Source organism: Actinomycetospora atypica, assembly GCF_042653685.1.
Taxonomy (GTDB): Bacteria; Actinomycetota; Actinomycetes; order Mycobacteriales; family Pseudonocardiaceae; genus Actinomycetospora; species Actinomycetospora atypica.
Genome location: NZ_JBHSIV010000008.1, coordinates 196,746 through 211,488, shown reverse-complemented (window position 1 = coordinate 211,488; position 14,743 = coordinate 196,746). Strand labels below are relative to the sequence as shown.

At 74.6% G+C, this 14,743-nt stretch carries 17 protein-coding genes; 5 read left to right on the top strand and 12 right to left on the bottom strand.

Translation table 11 applies throughout. The features are described 5' to 3' along the window. Positions 1-212: 212 nt before the first annotated feature. On the top strand, positions 213-1,388 hold the full coding sequence (locus tag ACFPBZ_RS10515) for an LCP family protein (protein WP_417281523.1): 1,176 nt from the start codon (positions 213-215) through the stop codon (positions 1,386-1,388). Positions 1,389-1,472: 84 nt separating this feature from the next. Here the strand turns inward: ACFPBZ_RS10515 and ACFPBZ_RS10510 are convergent, their stop codons facing one another. The 7 genes from ACFPBZ_RS10510 to ACFPBZ_RS10480 form a co-directional block, all read right to left on the bottom strand. After that, on the bottom strand, positions 1,473-2,849 hold the full coding sequence (locus ACFPBZ_RS10510) for an MFS transporter (protein ID WP_378035988.1): 1,377 nt from the start codon (positions 2,847-2,849) through the stop codon (positions 1,473-1,475). Positions 2,850-2,897: 48 nt separating this feature from the next. After that, positions 2,898-3,257, bottom strand: coding sequence for a GNAT family N-acetyltransferase (locus ACFPBZ_RS10505; RefSeq protein WP_378035987.1), 360 nt, complete (start codon positions 3,255-3,257; stop codon positions 2,898-2,900). 109 nt (positions 3,258-3,366) lie between these two features. Further along, complete coding sequence (locus ACFPBZ_RS10500) at positions 3,367-4,221, bottom strand: CbtA family protein (RefSeq protein ID WP_378035986.1); 855 nt, start codon at positions 4,219-4,221, stop codon at positions 3,367-3,369. Continuing rightward, complete coding sequence (locus ACFPBZ_RS10495) at positions 4,221-4,433, bottom strand: CbtB domain-containing protein (RefSeq protein ID WP_378035985.1); 213 nt, start codon at positions 4,431-4,433, stop codon at positions 4,221-4,223. The genes ACFPBZ_RS10500 and ACFPBZ_RS10495 overlap by 1 nt, the downstream gene beginning before the upstream one ends. A gap of 98 nt (positions 4,434-4,531) precedes the next feature. Continuing rightward, positions 4,532-5,602, bottom strand: coding sequence for an NYN domain-containing protein (locus ACFPBZ_RS10490; protein ID WP_378035984.1), 1,071 nt, complete (start codon positions 5,600-5,602; stop codon positions 4,532-4,534). 37 nt (positions 5,603-5,639) lie between these two features. Continuing rightward, on the bottom strand, positions 5,640-6,170 hold the full coding sequence (locus tag ACFPBZ_RS10485; protein ID WP_378035983.1) for a L,D-transpeptidase: 531 nt from the start codon (positions 6,168-6,170) through the stop codon (positions 5,640-5,642). A 290-nt stretch (positions 6,171-6,460) separates the two neighbouring features. Then, positions 6,461-6,712: a hypothetical protein gene (locus tag ACFPBZ_RS10480; protein ID WP_378035982.1), complete on the bottom strand. Its 252-nt coding sequence runs from the start codon at positions 6,710-6,712 to the stop codon at positions 6,461-6,463. A gap of 148 nt (positions 6,713-6,860) precedes the next feature. On the opposite strand from ACFPBZ_RS10480, the gene ACFPBZ_RS10475 reads away from it, so the two are divergent. After that, positions 6,861-8,525, top strand: a complete 1,665-nt coding sequence (locus tag ACFPBZ_RS10475) for a class I adenylate-forming enzyme family protein (protein ID WP_378035981.1) — start codon at positions 6,861-6,863, stop codon at positions 8,523-8,525. A gap of 13 nt (positions 8,526-8,538) precedes the next feature. Here ACFPBZ_RS10475 and ACFPBZ_RS10470 read toward each other — a convergent pair whose 3' ends face one another. Next, complete coding sequence (locus ACFPBZ_RS10470) at positions 8,539-9,222, bottom strand: SDR family NAD(P)-dependent oxidoreductase (protein WP_378035980.1); 684 nt, start codon at positions 9,220-9,222, stop codon at positions 8,539-8,541. Between the two features lie 100 nt (positions 9,223-9,322). Here ACFPBZ_RS10470 and ACFPBZ_RS10465 point away from each other — a divergent pair, with 100 nt between their 5' ends. Then, on the top strand, positions 9,323-10,186 hold the full coding sequence (locus tag ACFPBZ_RS10465) for a helix-turn-helix transcriptional regulator (protein ID WP_378035979.1): 864 nt from the start codon (positions 9,323-9,325) through the stop codon (positions 10,184-10,186). A 35-nt stretch (positions 10,187-10,221) separates the two neighbouring features. Here the strand turns inward: ACFPBZ_RS10465 and ACFPBZ_RS10460 are convergent, their stop codons facing one another. Continuing rightward, the gene (locus tag ACFPBZ_RS10460) at positions 10,222-11,037 is read right to left on the bottom strand and encodes an enoyl-CoA hydratase/isomerase family protein (protein ID WP_378035978.1); all 816 of its coding nucleotides are present in this window, start codon (positions 11,035-11,037) and stop codon (positions 10,222-10,224) included. Between the two features lie 33 nt (positions 11,038-11,070). On the opposite strand from ACFPBZ_RS10460, the gene ACFPBZ_RS10455 reads away from it, so the two are divergent. Both ACFPBZ_RS10455 and ACFPBZ_RS10450 read left to right on the top strand, forming a co-directional pair. Then, on the top strand, positions 11,071-11,598 hold the full coding sequence (locus ACFPBZ_RS10455; RefSeq protein ID WP_378035977.1) for a peptidase associated/transthyretin-like domain-containing protein: 528 nt from the start codon (positions 11,071-11,073) through the stop codon (positions 11,596-11,598). Continuing rightward, complete coding sequence (locus ACFPBZ_RS10450; protein WP_378035976.1) at positions 11,595-12,227, top strand: hypothetical protein; 633 nt, start codon at positions 11,595-11,597, stop codon at positions 12,225-12,227. The genes ACFPBZ_RS10455 and ACFPBZ_RS10450 overlap by 4 nt, the downstream gene beginning before the upstream one ends. Here ACFPBZ_RS10450 and ACFPBZ_RS10445 read toward each other — a convergent pair. From ACFPBZ_RS10445 to ACFPBZ_RS10435, 3 genes are all read right to left on the bottom strand, one after another. Next, positions 12,127-12,810 carry a winged helix-turn-helix transcriptional regulator gene (locus ACFPBZ_RS10445; protein ID WP_378035975.1) on the bottom strand — a complete coding sequence of 228 codons (684 nt, stop codon included), beginning with the start codon at positions 12,808-12,810 and terminating at the stop codon, positions 12,127-12,129. The two genes, ACFPBZ_RS10450 and ACFPBZ_RS10445, sit on opposite strands and share 101 nt — an antisense overlap. Before the next feature lie 72 nt (positions 12,811-12,882). Continuing rightward, complete coding sequence (locus ACFPBZ_RS10440) at positions 12,883-13,533, bottom strand: response regulator (protein ID WP_378035974.1); 651 nt, start codon at positions 13,531-13,533, stop codon at positions 12,883-12,885. Next, entirely contained in the window at positions 13,530-14,684 is a 1,155-nt protein-coding gene (locus ACFPBZ_RS10435; RefSeq protein WP_378035973.1) for a sensor histidine kinase, read from the bottom strand. Before ACFPBZ_RS10435 ends, ACFPBZ_RS10440 begins: the two co-directional genes overlap by 4 nt. Positions 14,685-14,743 lie beyond the last annotated feature (59 nt).

Genomic DNA, 14,743 nt, shown 5'->3' with positions numbered 1-14,743 from the left:
GCCGCCCGCCCGCGGGGCCTCCACCCGGCCCGGGTGGACCCGGCCCGACACCGCCCGACCGCGCCGGTCCCCGGCGGCCCGCGCCCACCCCGACGAGGGTCGCCCCCTCCCCCGGCGTCGAGACCCCGGAGGAGCCCGCCGGCGGCGGCCGCGCCGCCGGCGCGCAGGCCCTGCTCGACCGCGCCCGCGGACTCGGGGGCGGCCGGATCGCCGTGCTCGTGCTGGCCGCCGCCTCGGTGCTGGTGCTGCTCCTCAGCGGGGCGACCGTGCTCGTCGCGCGGACCTTCGACTCCGGGCTCTCGCGCGTCGACGTCATCTCGACGTCGTTCGGCTCGATCTTCGGCACCGACCAGAACGTCCTGCTCGTCGGGCTCGACAGCCGCACCGACAGCTTCGGCAACCCGTTGCCGAAGGACGTCCTCGCCTCGCTCAACGCGGGCGGCAGCGACGCGGGCGGCGACTCCACCGACACGATCATGGTGCTGCACATCCCCGGGGGCGGCGGCGCGGCCACGGGCTTCTCGATCCCCCGCGACTCCTACGTCGACCTGCCCGACGGCTTCGGCAAGCACAAGATCAACTCGGCCTACGCCTACGGGTCGAACGCCGCCCGCCAGGAGCTGCAGAAGGACGGCGTCTCCGGCAACGCCCTCGCCGTCCAGGCGGGGGCGGCGGGCGCCCGGACCACGATCGGCGCGGTGGAGGGGCTCACCGGGCTCACGATCACCCACTTCGGCGCGGTGAACCTCGCCGGGTTCGCCCAGATCAGCGAGGCCATCGGCGGCGTGCCGGTCTGCCTGAACAAGGCGGTGAACGACTCGTTCTCGGGGGCGAAGTTCTCCGCGGGCCAGCAGACGGTGTCGGGACCCCAGGCCCTCGCGTTCGTGCGCCAGCGCCACGGCCTGCCCGGCGGCGACCTCGACCGCGCCCGCCGCCAGCAGGTCTTCCTCTCCAGCATGGCCCGCACCGTGCTCTCGTCGGACACCATCACCGACTCGGCCAAGCGGAACGCCCTGGTCGACGCAGTGGACAAGGCCGTCACGGTCGACCGCGGGCTCGACGTCCTGAACCTCGCGTCGCAGCTGCAGGGCGTGAGCTCGGGGTCGATCGCCTTCCACACGATCCCCATCGTCTCGGCCAGCTACGACACCGAGGAGGACGGCGAGGCCGTTCAGGTCGACCCGGAGAAGGTCCAGGAGTACATCTCCGAGACCGCCTCCGGGTCCGCGGAGGAGACGCCGGCCCCGAAGGCGGGCGGCTCGTCGTCGTCGGCCGGCGCCGGGAGCGGCTCCGCCCCGGGGAGCCGCGCGCCGAAGACCAGCGCCGCCCCGGCGGTGCCAGCCGAGGACGCCGGGACGGCGGCCCCGACCGTGCCCTGCGTCAACTGAGCCTCCGGCCGTCGAGCCTGCGGCTGCGTGCGTGCGTTCCCGTCCTCCAGCACGGAGACGCACGCACGAGGCCGAAGGCCGAACTCAGCGGACCTCCTCCAGGGCCCGGCCGTTCGTCAGGGGCCCGAGCAGGCCCACGTCGAGACAGAGCACGACGATCAGCACCGCCGACCCGCCGAAGACCGCGACCGGTCCCGCCGTCGCGAGCAGGGGCACCGCGATGAACGGGAGGACCACCGAGGTGCCGCGCGAGAGCGAGTAGGCGACGCCGCTGGCGGTGGAGCGGATGGCCGTCGGGAAGATCTCGGCCTGGTAGATGTGGAACGAGTTGGAGAAGACGTTGCTCGCCGTGGTGAGCAGGAACCCGGCGAGGACGATCAGCCACGGCGTCGACGCCGCCGCGAACACGATGCCGAAGAAGCCGATTGCGAGCGCCGATCCGATGATCAGGTACTTGCGCTCGAACCGTTCCACCAGCGGCACCGAGAGCAGCGAGCCGATCGGGTAGCCGGCGAAGCTCAGGGCGGCGTACCCGAGCGACTCGGTGATCTCGAACCCCTTGCTCACCAGCACGAGGGGCGCGAGGGTGCCGAAGCCGTAGTACGCCACGGTCTGCAGGATCTGGAAGACGAACAGCATGACGGTGCGCCGGCGGTAGTCGGTGAAGGCGATCCGCAGCACCTCCCCGGTCGACCGCGCGACCACGGGGTCGACCGGGAGGCGGGGCGGGAGCTCGTCGACCGCGTGCGGGGCGCCGACCCGCGCCGCGACGTCGCGCACCACCCGCTCGGCCTCCTCGGGGCGGCCGCGCGACTCGAGCCAGCGCGGCGACTCGGGCAGCACCCGGCGCATGACGATCACGAACAGCGCCCCGAGCGACCCCGCGACGAGCAGCCACCGCCATCCCTCGACGCCCGCGATCTCCTGCGCGGCGACGAGCTTGCCGCCGAGCAGGGCCGCGACCGGGACGCCGAGGAACCCCACCGTGTAGGCCCAGGCGATGTAGCGGCCCCGGACCTTCGCGGGGAGGAACTCGGCGAGGTAGGTGTCGACCAGGACGAGCTCGCACCCGAGCCCGATCCCGGCGAGGAAGCGCAGCACGAGGAACGTCTCGATGTTCGGCGAGAACGCGGCGAGGAGGCTGAACAGCGAGTAGGTGAGCAGGTTCAGCAGGAAGACCCGCCGCCGCCCCAGCCGGTCGGCGAGCACCGAGAGGACGTTCGCGCCGACGAACATCCCCAGGAACCCGCTCGCGACCACCGCCGCCTTGCCCGTCGACCCGAGCGCGAACTCCTTCGCGAGGATCGGGGCGAGCACCCCGCCGAGGAAGACCTCGTAGAGGTCGAAGAACGACCCGATCCCCACCAGCACGACGATGGTGCGGTGCCAGCGGGACAGGGGCAGCGTCTCGAGGGCGGCGCTGGCGCCTCCCGGCCGGGCCGTCCCCGCATCCGTGGCCATGGCCGGACCTCCCGCGCTCGTCGACAACCCTGTCGTGAGCGCAAGAAACTACCCGTCGACGGCGACCAGGTCGAACTGTTCGCGGCGCCGGGCCGGGACGAGGTCCACGTAGTCGGGGTGCTTCGCGATCCAGCCCTTGATGAACGGGCAGAACGGGAGGACCGCGAGCCCTCGGACTCGGGCGTCGTCGAGCGCCGCGCGGGCGAGCCGGCCCGCGAGGCCCCGGCCCGAGTACTCGTCCTCGACCACGGTGTGGATGAAGGCGATCGTCTCCCCGTCGCCGTGCGGGTCGGTCCGCCGGGCGTACTCGGCGAACCCGGCCGTGGCGCCGTCGACGTGGAGCTCGTAGCGGTGCCGGTCGGCGACGTCGACGACGTCGGGGTCGGCGGTGGGGCGTTCGTCGGTCATCCCGGGCCTCCTGATCCGTGCTGGGCGCTGCGACCCTACGTCCGGCGACGAACGACGACGGGGGTGGCGCGGCACCCGGCCGCACCACCCCCGTCGTCGTACCGAGGACCTAGACCTCCACGGCCTCGCGCTCGGCCGCGTCGGCGTCCGAGCGGCCGGTCGCGCGTTCCGCGAGAGCCCCGAAGACCAGACCCAGCAGACCCCAGAGCAGCACCTGCGCGGTGAGCGCGTAGAGCCGGAAGGAGTAGAGCAGGTCGGGGTCGAAGCCCGGGAACACGATCCGACCCGCCGGGTCGCGCAGCGGCTGCGGCGTCTCGCCCACGGCCGGGCCGTAGGTGGCGACGTTGGCCGCGAGCTCCCCGAGCGAGGGCAGCACCGCCATGAGCACGCCGGCGAGGACGACGTAGGTCAGCCCGCCGACGAGCGCGGCGTTCCACGTCCCCACCCGGGCCCGCACCGCGCGGGCGACGAGCACGGCGACGACCAGGACGACGACCGAGCCAACGACCATGACGAGGAAGAGCGCCGAGCGGTCGCCGATCGTCTCGTCGTGTCCGACGGCCGGCGGGTTCGCCGGGTACTTGAGGAACGGGGTGGCGTAGAGGGTGAGGAACCCGGCCCCGGCCACCAGCAGCGCCAGGACGCGCGGGCGCACCGCCACCCGGCCCTGCAGCAGCGTGTAGACCACCGCGAACAGCAGCCCGAGGGCGATCCCGGTGAGCACCATGCCAGCGCCGATGCCGAACACGCCCTGCACGGTGCGGGTGAAGACCTCCGGCCCCTCGGCCGGGGGTGCGATGCCGGCGGCGGCGTCGAGGGCCTCCTCCGCCGCACCGCGGTCGGCCTCGTAGTCGATCGCCGCCTGGATGAGGGGCTCGGCGAACAGCAGCGCGAACACCCAGGAGACGAGACCTGCCACCGCTCCCGCGAGCGCCGCCCGCGGGATGACGTCCTTCGCGTGCATCAGTGGCAGGGGAAGCCGAGGAAGTGGCGGGCGTCGTGCACGAACTCGTGGACCACGGTCGTGTCGCCGAACAGCGAGGTCGCGCCCTCGTCGAACCCGATGAAGTAGAAGAGCAGCAGCCCGACCACCAGCGAACCGATCAGGTAGGGCATGTTCGTCGCCGCCGAGGTGGCGGTGACGCGAGCGCGTGCGGCGGCGCCGGCAGTGGTCACGAGGGCAGCTCCTTCGTCGGGCGGATCGAGCACGCCGACGCTAGGGCCGTCCGGCTCACATGGTCAATACCTCAGTAGGTACTGAAGTGTCGCGGTGATCATGCGGGCTCGAGGTACCAGTCGCCGTTGACCTGCTCGTAGGCCATGGTGATGACGCCGCGGGCGCGGGCCGCCTTGGCGAAGGACAGGAACGAGGCGTAGCCGTAGGTCTTCTCGCTGAAGTCGGGGCGGCGCTTGCGGACCTGGTCCTTGAGCCCCGACAGCGGCACCCCGCCGTCCCGGCGCGACAGCTCCCCCACCACCTCCGCGAGAACGCGGAACGCGTCGTCCTCGGCCGGCTCGTCGACCGGGAAGGTGACCTCCGGGTCGCCGTGCGCCGATCCCTCCCGCAGCTCGATGATCCGCTGCGACTGCAGGTGACGCAGGAGCTCCCCGAACCCGCGGAACCCGTGGTCGGCCTCGTCGAACGTGGGGTCCTGGCGCAGGATGGCCCGCTTGAGCCGCGACGCGAGCACCGGGCCGTCGCCCCGGCGGGCCAGCCCGGACAGGGTGCGCGTGACCACCCGTTCGACGGCCTCGTCGGCCGGGGCCGCGGCCTCCTCGGCCGCCGGTTCCACCTGCCCGACGACCGGCGCGGGCTCCTCCTGGACGGGGGCGGGCGCGGGGGCCGGGCTGGGGGCGGCCTCGACGAGCCGGTCGTAGAAGAGGAACTCGTCGCAGGCCGGGGGCAGCAGCCGCGAGGTCGACGAGGCGACTCCGATGCCGATCACCCGCTTGTCGAGCTCGCGCAGCTTGTGCACGAGCGGGGTGAAGTCGGAATCGCCGGTGCCGATGGCGAAGGTGGTGACCCAGGACCGCTCGTAGGCGATCTCGATGGCGTCGACGGCCATCTTGATGTCGGCCGAGTTCTTGCGGGAGCCGCCGACGCGCTGCGGGATGTCGATCAGCTCGACCTGGGCGCGGGCCAGGAGCCGGCGGTCGTCGTCGAAGAACGACCAGTCCGCGTAGGCGCGCCGCGCCACCACCCGCCCGCGCAGGGCGAGGGCGTCGGCCACCGGGCCGAAGTCGAACGGGCTGACCCCCAACCCCTCCCGGGCCCCGATCGCGAGGTTCTCGTAGTCGAGGAGCAGGGCGATGCGCTCGTCGCGCTCGTCCGGGGTGCCGGCCATGGAGTCAGCCTGGCAGGCGGCCGGGGACCGGAGGCGGTCAGGGGACGATCTGCACCTGGTCGTAGACCTGGAGGTAGTCGAAGAAGCGCTCCGACGCCTCGTGCGAGAGGTGCACGCACCCGGCCGAGTCGCGCTGCAGGCTGCCCTCGTGGAACGCGTCGCCCGGCGCGAAGAACACGGAGTTGTTCATCGGCGCGTGGTCGTACTCGTCGCTGCGGTGGTCCTTGTCCTTCCACATGACGGTGAAGGTGCCGGTGGGGGTCTCGTAGCCCTTCGCGCCGGTGGTGATCGGCACGGCGCCGTAGACGATCTTCCCGTGGCCGTCGGTCAGCCAGGCCTTCTTCGCCGAGATGTCGACGCAGGCCTTCGCGGTGACCGCGCACGGGGTGGCGCTGTGGGGCGCGGAGGCGGGGGCCGCGGCCGGCGCGGGGGCGGCGACTGCTGGGGCTGCCAGCTGCAGGAGACCGAGACCGACCCCGCCCACGGCGCCGACCACACTCCCGCCCACCCGCAGTCGCCCGCCGTGTCCCTCGATCCGGGAACGGGAGGCGCGGTGGTGACGACCCATGGTGGCTTCCTTCGCGGTCGGTGGTGCGGTGTGCCGCACCCCCAACGGTCACGGAGGGGAATCGTTGCGGCCCGGCGACGAGGAGTGTGCACGCCGAAGATCCCGCCCGACGACCGGGTACAGGTCGCTGAGCTGGGCTTTTCGTCGCTTCTCGACATCAACCGGACCTACCGCCCGGGTCGGGCGAAGGGGACGCAGAGTGATCGACGGGGGCGACACGCCGCGACTTCTGAGAGCTTCCCCAGAATGCGCGGCGCCGGCCCGACCGGGTGGTCCGTGGCGAGTGTGACTCAGGCCACGACGCGCAGGGCGATCCCGCGGACCGCGGCGCTCTCCCGGGCGCAGGCGAGGACCTTCGCCTGAGGGCCGGACAGCGGCTGCGACGCGTCGAGGTGGAGCTCGACGTCGAGGCCCGCGACAGCCGCCCGGTCGAGGGCGGCGTGCAGGCGGCAGCTCAGCGTGGCCGCGTCGGGGAGGGGGCTCCGGGCGTCGACGGGCAGGGCGACCTTCGTGGTGACCGGCAGTGCGACGTCCAGGCTCATGACGACCTCCTCGCCCGGCCGACGACGGAGACGCCGATCCCGGGGTTCTTGATCGATATACCCCGTCGTGGCTCGGGCCACACGCCGTACCGGGCGAAACGGATCCGGACCGGGCACCGGGCGCGCCGCCGGAGCAGACTCCGTGGTCGTGCCCGCCGCGTCCCGCGCCCAGATCGTCGCCGAGCTCACCGCCCCGGGCGGGCCCTTCGCACTCGGGGAGGCGGTGGTCCACGGGGTGCCGCTGCGGGTCCACGTCACCGCGCCGCAGACCCTGCGCGAGGCGCACGCGGCGACCGCCGCCCACGGCGACCGCACCTTCACGGTGCACGACGGCGAGCGGGTCGGGTTCGACGAGCACCGGGTGCGGGTGGCGACCCTGGCGCGGCGCTACGCCGAGGCCGGGCTGCGCCCGGGCGACCGGGTGGCGATCTGCCTGCGCAACTACCCCGAGTGGGCGCCGCTGTGCTGGGCGGCGTGGGTGTCGGGCCTCGTGGTGGTGCCGCTCAACGCCTGGTGGCAGCGCGCGGAGCTCGAGCACGCCGTCGCCGACGCCGCCCCCTCGCTGGTGGTGGCCGACGGCGAGCGCGCCCCGGTGCTGCGCGACGTCACCCCGGACGACGTCCCCGTGGTCGTCGTGCGCGGCGAGGGCGCGCCCTCGTTCGACGACTTCCTCGGCGAGCCCGTGCACGACCTCGGCGGCCACGAGCCGGCCCCCGACGACGACGCCTTCATCCTCTACACCTCGGGCACCACGGGACGCCCGAAGGGCGCGATCGGCACCCACCGCAACCTGTGCACCGACGTCCACAACCGCGGCCTGCTGGCCACCCTCGCGGCCCGGCGGACCGGGGTCGCGCCGCCGGAGCGCCCGGGCGTCCTGCTCGCGTTCCCGATCTTCCACGTGGCCGGGCTGTGCGCGATGGTCAACGCGACGGTGGGCGGCTCGGTGCTCGCCACGCAGTACCGCTGGGACGCCCGCGAGGCGCTGCGGGTCATCGCCGCCGAGGGGCTCACCGCCGTCGCCGGGGTCCCGACGATCGCCAGCGACCTGCTGCGGACCGCGATCGCCGACGACGCCCTCGGCGCCCTGTCGACGGTCACCGGGATCGGGATGGGCGGCGCCCCGATCCCGCCGGAGCTGGTCCGCCGGGTCGCGCGGATCGGGTCGCCGGGCAACGGCTACGGGCTCACCGAGACCACGGCCGGGATCGCCTTCAACCAGGGCGAGGACTACCTCGCCGCCCCCGACGCGGTCGGCCGCCCGGTCCCGAGCGCCGACGTCCGCGTCGTCGACCCCGACACCGGCGCCGACCTCGGTGAGGGCGCGGTCGGCGAACTGTGGTTCCGCGGCCCGAACGTGGTGCGCGGCTACTGGAACGCACCGGAGGCCACCGCCGCGGCGTTCGTCGACGGCTGGTTCCGCACCGGCGACCTCGGGCGCGTCGACGACGGCGTGGTCCGCGTGGTCGACCGGCTCAAGGACGTCGTCATCCGCGGTGGCGAGAACGTCTACTGCGCGGCGGTGGAGGCCGAGCTGCTCGAGGTCGACGGGGTGCTCGACGCCGCGGTCGTCGGGATCCCGCACCCGACCTACGGCGAGGAGGTCGCCGCGGTCGTCGTGCACGCGCCCGGGACCGTTCCCGACGAGGCCGCGCTGCACGACCGGGTCGCGTCCCGGATCGCGGCGTTCGCCGCCCCCACGACGATCCGGACGACCACCGACCCGCTCCCCCGCAACGCCGTCGGGAAGGTGCTCAAGCGGGAGGTGCGCTCCGCGCTCGTGAGCACTAGTCCGTGTCTGGACACGGATTAGTGCTCACGGGTGCTCACCATGCCCGCTCCCCCTCGCGCTCGACGAAGCGACCCGAGGGGCCGGTGGTGTCGAGGACGGCGGCGACGAGCGCGTCGGTGCCCTCGTCGAGGGTCTGCGTGCCCTGGTGGTCGTTCAGGTCGGTGGCGGTGAAGCCCGGGTTGACCACGGTGACGAGGACATCGGGCATCGTCTTCGCGTACATCACCCCGACCATGTTCAGCGCCGCCTTCGACGAGGTGTAGGGCAGGTGCGGGTGGTTGGCCCAGCGCCAGTCGGCCATGTCGGTGAACGACCCGAGGCTCGACGAGACGAGGACGAGGCGTGGGTGCTCGCCGCGCCGCAGCAGCGGCAGGAACGCCCGGGTGACGCGGACCGGTCCGAACACGTTCGTCTCGTAGGCCTCCCGCAGGTCCTCCGCGCCGGCCTCGTCGGGCGGGGTCGTCGTCCCGACGATCGCCGCGTTGTTCACGACCACGTCGAGGGCGCCGAACGTCTCCTGCACGTGCTTCACGGCGGCGGCCACGGAGGCGTCGTCGGTGACGTCGAGGGCGATCGGGTGGATGCCGGGGTGGTCGAGGCCGGTCGCGGCGGACGGCGTGCGGCAGCCGGCGAGCACGGTGACGCCGTCGGCGGCGAGGCGGCGGGCGGCGTGGGCGCCGATGCCGCGGGAGGCTCCGGTGATCAGGGCGGTGGTCATGGGCCCACCGTGCGGCGGGCCGACGGGCACCACCAGGGAGGCCGCACCCGGGGACCGGCGGTACCAGGATGGGTCCGGTCCGAGGCGGCATCCTGGGACCATGAGTCGAGGCGACCGGGCGGAGCTGGGGTCGGCCCTGCGCCAGTGGCGCGAGCGCCTGACGCCCGCCGACGTCGGGCTGCCCGCCGGGCCGCGGCGCCGCACGCCGGGGCTGCGCCGCGAGGAGGTCGCCCAGCTCGCCGGGGTCTCGGTCGACTACGTCATCCGCCTCGAGCAGGACCGGGGGCCGCACCCGTCGGAGTCGGTGCTCGGCGCCCTGGCCCGCGCGCTGCGCCTCACCCCGGCCGAGACCGAGCACCTGTTCGCCCTGGCCGGCGTCAGCATGCCGGGGCCCGACCGGGTGCGGGACACCGTGCGCCCCTCGGTGCTGCGTCTGCTGGACCGGATGCAGGACCTCCCCGCGATGCTCGTCGGGCCCCGGGAGGACATGCTCGCCTGGAACCCGCTGCTCACCGCCCTCTACGGGGACCTGACGACCGTCCCGCGCGCCCGGCGCAACACCCTGTGGCTCCAGTTCGCCGGGCACCCGGGCATCCGCACCGTCACCGACGAGCAGGGCGGCACCCGCCGCCTCGAGGTCTCGGCCGTCGCCCGGGCCCGGGCCGCCATGGCCCGCTACCCCCACGACCGGCAGCTGCGCGCCACCGTCGACGAACTCCACCGGAGCAACCCGTGGTTCGCCGAGCTGTGGGACTCCCGGCCCGTCGAGCACAGGCGGGTCGACCGGAAGCGCTACGACGTCCCCGGGGTGGGCCCGATCGTCCTCGACTGCGACGTGCTCGAGGTCCCCGACGACGACCAGCGCCTCATCGTCTACTCCGCCGCGCCGGGCACCGAGGACGCCGACAAGCTCGACCTGCTGCGCGTGGTGGGCCTGCAGGAGGTGAGCACCCGTGTGCACTAATCCGTGCTCCAGCACGAATTAGTGCTCACAGGTGTTCACCTCCCGCGGAACACCGGCTGCTGCTTGGCGAGGAACGCGTCGACGGCGCCCCGGTGGTCCTCGGTGGCCCCGAGCCGGGCCTGGGCGGACGCCTCGTGGTCGAGCACCTCGCGCAGGGAGGACACCGTTCCCATCGCCACCGCCGCCTTGATCTCGGCGAAGGCGAGCGTGGGCCCGTTCGCAAGCCGGCGGGCCAGGGCCAGGGCGGCCTCGTCGGGATCGTCGGCGATCTCCTTGACGATGCCCCAGTCGCGAGCCTCTTCGGCGGTGAAGGGCTCCCCGAGCATGAGCAGCTCGGTGGCCCGCGAGGCGCCGACGCAGTGCGCGAGCGTGCCCGAGAGGCCCGAGTCGCCCCCGAAACCGATGCCGGCGAACGCCGTCGCGAACTTCACTCCCGGCGCGGCCACCCGCAGGTCGCAGGCCAGCGCGAACCCGAGGCCGGCGCCGACGGCGGTGCCGTTGATCGCGGCGACGACGGGCTTGCGCATGGTGCCGAGCGCGGCCGCGATCCGGTTGTAGTGCTCCGGGACGGTCGAGAGGGCATCGGCCCCGATCGCGCCGTCCTCCCCGCTGCGCAGCGCCTCGGCGTGCTCGCGCAGGTCCTGGCCGACGCAGAACGCCTTGCCGCTGGAGGCGAGGACCACCGCGCGCACCGACGGGTCGTCGGCGACGGCCTCGAGGGCGTCGCGCAGCGCCACCTTGAGCTCGACCGTCAGCGCGTTGCGGTTCTCGGGGCGGTTCAGCCGGATCGTGGTCACGGCCGCCTCCCCGTCGACGTCGACGAGGACGGGCGGCCCGGCGGCGGTGCTCATGGCCGTGATCGTGACACGTGGTTGGGTGGTGGCGTGAGGCCCCATCCCGCCGCGATCACGGTGTTCGTCGCCGTGGTGTGGGTGATCGGCGTCCTGCTCGCGACCAGCTCGACGCACGGCACCGGCGCCCGCGACGTGGGGGTCCGCGCCGGCTCCGCCGCGGTCGTCGTGCCCACCGGGGACGGCTGCGCGCCCACCGTCACCAACCCGGGCGGGACCAACAACTACGTCGCGAAGGCGCCCTTCGCCGATCCCCTCGGGAGCGGCTTCACCGTCACGGGCACCGTGCGCGACGAGGCCTGTCGCCCGCTGCCGGGCGTGCGGGTGCAGGTGTGGGCCCAGACCGCCACGGCGAGCGAGCAGCGCAACCGCACCTCGGTGCGCACCGACGCCGAGGGGCGCTACCGGGTCGACAGCGACCCCCTCGTCGCGCAGTTCGGGGAGCCCAACGTGCACGTGGGCTACGACGACCCCGGTCCCTGGCGGCGGGTGTTCCTGCGCAACGTCACCCGCGACGGCGACACGGGCGCGCAGGTCGACCTGGTGCTCTCCCCGTGGTGAGGGCGGCCTTCCTGACGAGTGCCGTGCTCGGCCTGGCGGGCCTCGCGGTGGCGCTGACCTCGTCCCACCTGGCCGGTGCCCCGGTGCTGCTCGGGATCTCGACCGTGGTCGCCGTCCTCGCGGTCGCGGGGCTCGCCGCGCAGCCGTGGCTCGCCCGGGTGCGGGGCACCGCGCACGCGGCGACCGGCCTCGTCGTCGTGACCCTGGTGCTGGCCCACGTCGGGGCGCTCCTGGCGCTGTCCCCCGACGACGCCCTGTTCGCGATGTCGCCCGACGGCCCCACCCGGGCCCGCATGGCGCTGACGTCGCTGGTGCTGCTCGCGGTCGTCGTCGTGCTCGGGGCCTCGCGGCGGCGCCTGGGCTGGTCGCGACCGACGTTCCGGCTGCTCCACGGCGGGTTCGCCCTGCTCGCGGCCGTGCTGGGCATCGGGCACGCCGTGCTCACCGACGGCGCCCTGGAGGGGGTCGGGACGGCGGTGCTCGTCGCCTCCGGGGTGCTGTCGGTGGCCGGCTCGGCCGCGGGCCTGCTCAGCCGGCGGGTGCCGGCTCCGCGCGCGACACCAGCGGTTCCGGCATCGGGAACAGGTCGAGCAGGCGGTCCACCGCGGCCCGGTCCCCGGACAGGGTGAGCATCCCGTCGCTCACCGCCGAGTCGAGCGGGTGCCCGGCGTAGAGCACGGCCGCCCAGGCCTCGGGGGCCGTCGCGACGACGGTCGCGTCGGCCTGGTCGGCCTCGCCGCGGACGATGGTGAAGGCCCCGTCGTCGAGCCGGGCCACGAAGGGCTGGTCGGCGAGGACGAACTGCACCACCTCGTCGAGTCCCTCGGCCGCCTCGGCGGAGAACATCGTGCGCATCGAGAGCACCAGGGAGTCGACCCCGATGTGCTCGGCCTCGGGCAGCGCGCGGGCCGCCCACCGGCCGAGGGTCTTCAGCACGGGCTCGAGCTCGAGCCCCCACTCGGTGAGCTCGTAGACCGCCGACGCCGCGGGCGGGGGCAGGCGGCGCCGGCGCAGCACCCCGGCGTCCTCGAGCTCACGCAGCCGCTGGGAGAGCACGTTGGGGCTCGCGTGCGGGAGGCCGGTCCGCAGGTCGGTGAAGCGCTTGGGGCCGAGCATCAGCTCCCGGACCACCAGCAGGGCCCACCGCTCCCCCACGAGGTCGAGGGCGTGGGCGGCCGCGCAGCCGTCGAAGTAGTCGCGCCGAGGTGCCATATGTCGGACGGTACCCCCGACCGACCGTCCAGTCACTTTGTAGGACCGGACGTCTCCGGAACAGGACATATGTCACGTCGTGACGACCCCGTGCTCCCACGCCCAGGCGATCAGGCGGGGCCGGTCGGGCATCGCGAGCTTGTCGAGGATCCGCCCGAGGTGGGTCTTCACCGTGGTCTCGCCCAGGTGCAGCCGGGCGGCGACCTCGCCGTTCGACAGCCCCCGGGCCACCAGCGCGAGCACCTCGGACTCCCGCGCGGTCAGGGTGTCGAGGGCCGGCGGCCGGGCCCGGGCGGGGGCGGTGCGCCCGTAGGCGGCGACCACGCCGGGCACCACGTCGGGATCGAGCGCCCCCTGCCCCGCCGCCACCCGCCGGACCGCGTCGAGCAGCTGCTCCGGCGGCGCGGTCTTCAGCAGGAACCCGGCCACCCCGGCCCGCAGGGCGGCGTCGACGGTGTCGTGGTCGTCGAACGTCGTCAGGACGAGGACCCGGGCGGGCGACCCCGCCTCGGCCAGGGCCCGCGCGGCCGCGATGCCGTCGAGCCCCGGCATCCGCACGTCCATCACGACGACCGCCGCGCCGGTCCGGCGGGCCGCCTCCACCGCCGCCCGCCCGTCGGCCGCCTCCGCCACCACGGCGAGGTCGTCCTCGGAGTCGAGCAGCATCCGCAGGCCCATGCGGACGAGCGCCTCGTCGTCGGCGACGACCACCCCGGTCCTCACGGGGTCGCCACCTCCACCGCGAGCACCGGGAGGACCACGCGGACCGCGAACCCGCCGTCGGGGCGCGGGCCGGCGGCGAGGGTGCCGCCGGCCATCAGCGCCCGCTCGCGCAGGTGCACCAGGCCGTGCCCGCCGGTGGGGTCCCCGGCGCCCGACCCGCTCCCGCGGTCGGTGACCTCGACGGCGACGGTGCGGTTCTCCCAGGTCACGGTCACCTCGGCGCGGTCGGTGCCCGCGTGGCGGAGCACGTTGGTCAGGGCCTCGGCGACGATCCGGTGGGCCGAGACGTCGGTGGCGGGCGCGAGGCGGCCCGGCTCCCCCACCACGCGGACGCTCACGGTGAGCCCGGCGCCGGCCAGGCGGGCGACGAGGTCGTCGAGATCGGTCAGCGACGGGGCCGGCGAGGACGCGTCGTCGTCGTCCTCGCGCAGCACCCCGACCACGCGGCGCAGCTCGTCCACCGAGCGCCGCCCGAGGTCCTCGACGGAGCGCAGGGCGGCGACCTCGGCGTCGGCGGCGTCGAGGCGCTCGAGGCGGCGCCGCACCACCCCGGCCTGCAGGGTCATCACCGCCACGGAGTGGGCCACGGCGTCGTGCAGCTCGCGGGAGATCCTGGAGCGCTCCTCCACCACGGCGAGCCGGGTCGAGCGTTCGCGCTCCACGGCGAGCTCGTCGGCCAGGCGAGCGAGCTCCGACCCGCGCCGGGACTCGCGGCGCAGCAGCGATCCCACCAGCCACGCCCCGCCCATCGTCGCGCCGAAGAAGACGAGCTCGAACCACGGCGACCCCGAGGCGATCGACCCGCTCGCGCCCCCGAGGGCGGCGAGCACGGCCCCCGGCGCGCTCACGCGGGTCGGCAGCCGCCGGGCGCCGTGGGCGACCAGCACCATCATCGTGACCAGGGCGATGCCGCCGATACCGGGAGAGTCGGGTGCGGCCAGCACCTGCAGCGGGAACGACGCCGCCGCGCCCAGCATCCCCAGCCACGGCAGCAGCGGGGCGAGCACCACCCCGACGACGAGGGCGGCGGTCGGCAGCGCGAACAGGCCCGGTTCGACGCCGCGGTAGACGACGGTCTCGGCCAGGCAGCCCCCGAACACCACCGCGCCGGCGACGAGGCCGGCGGCGAGCCGGACGAGGTGCGGGCGCACCGGGCGCAGCGTAGGTCGCCGGGCCGCGGCGCGGGTCCTCCCGCGGGAGGACCCGAGGT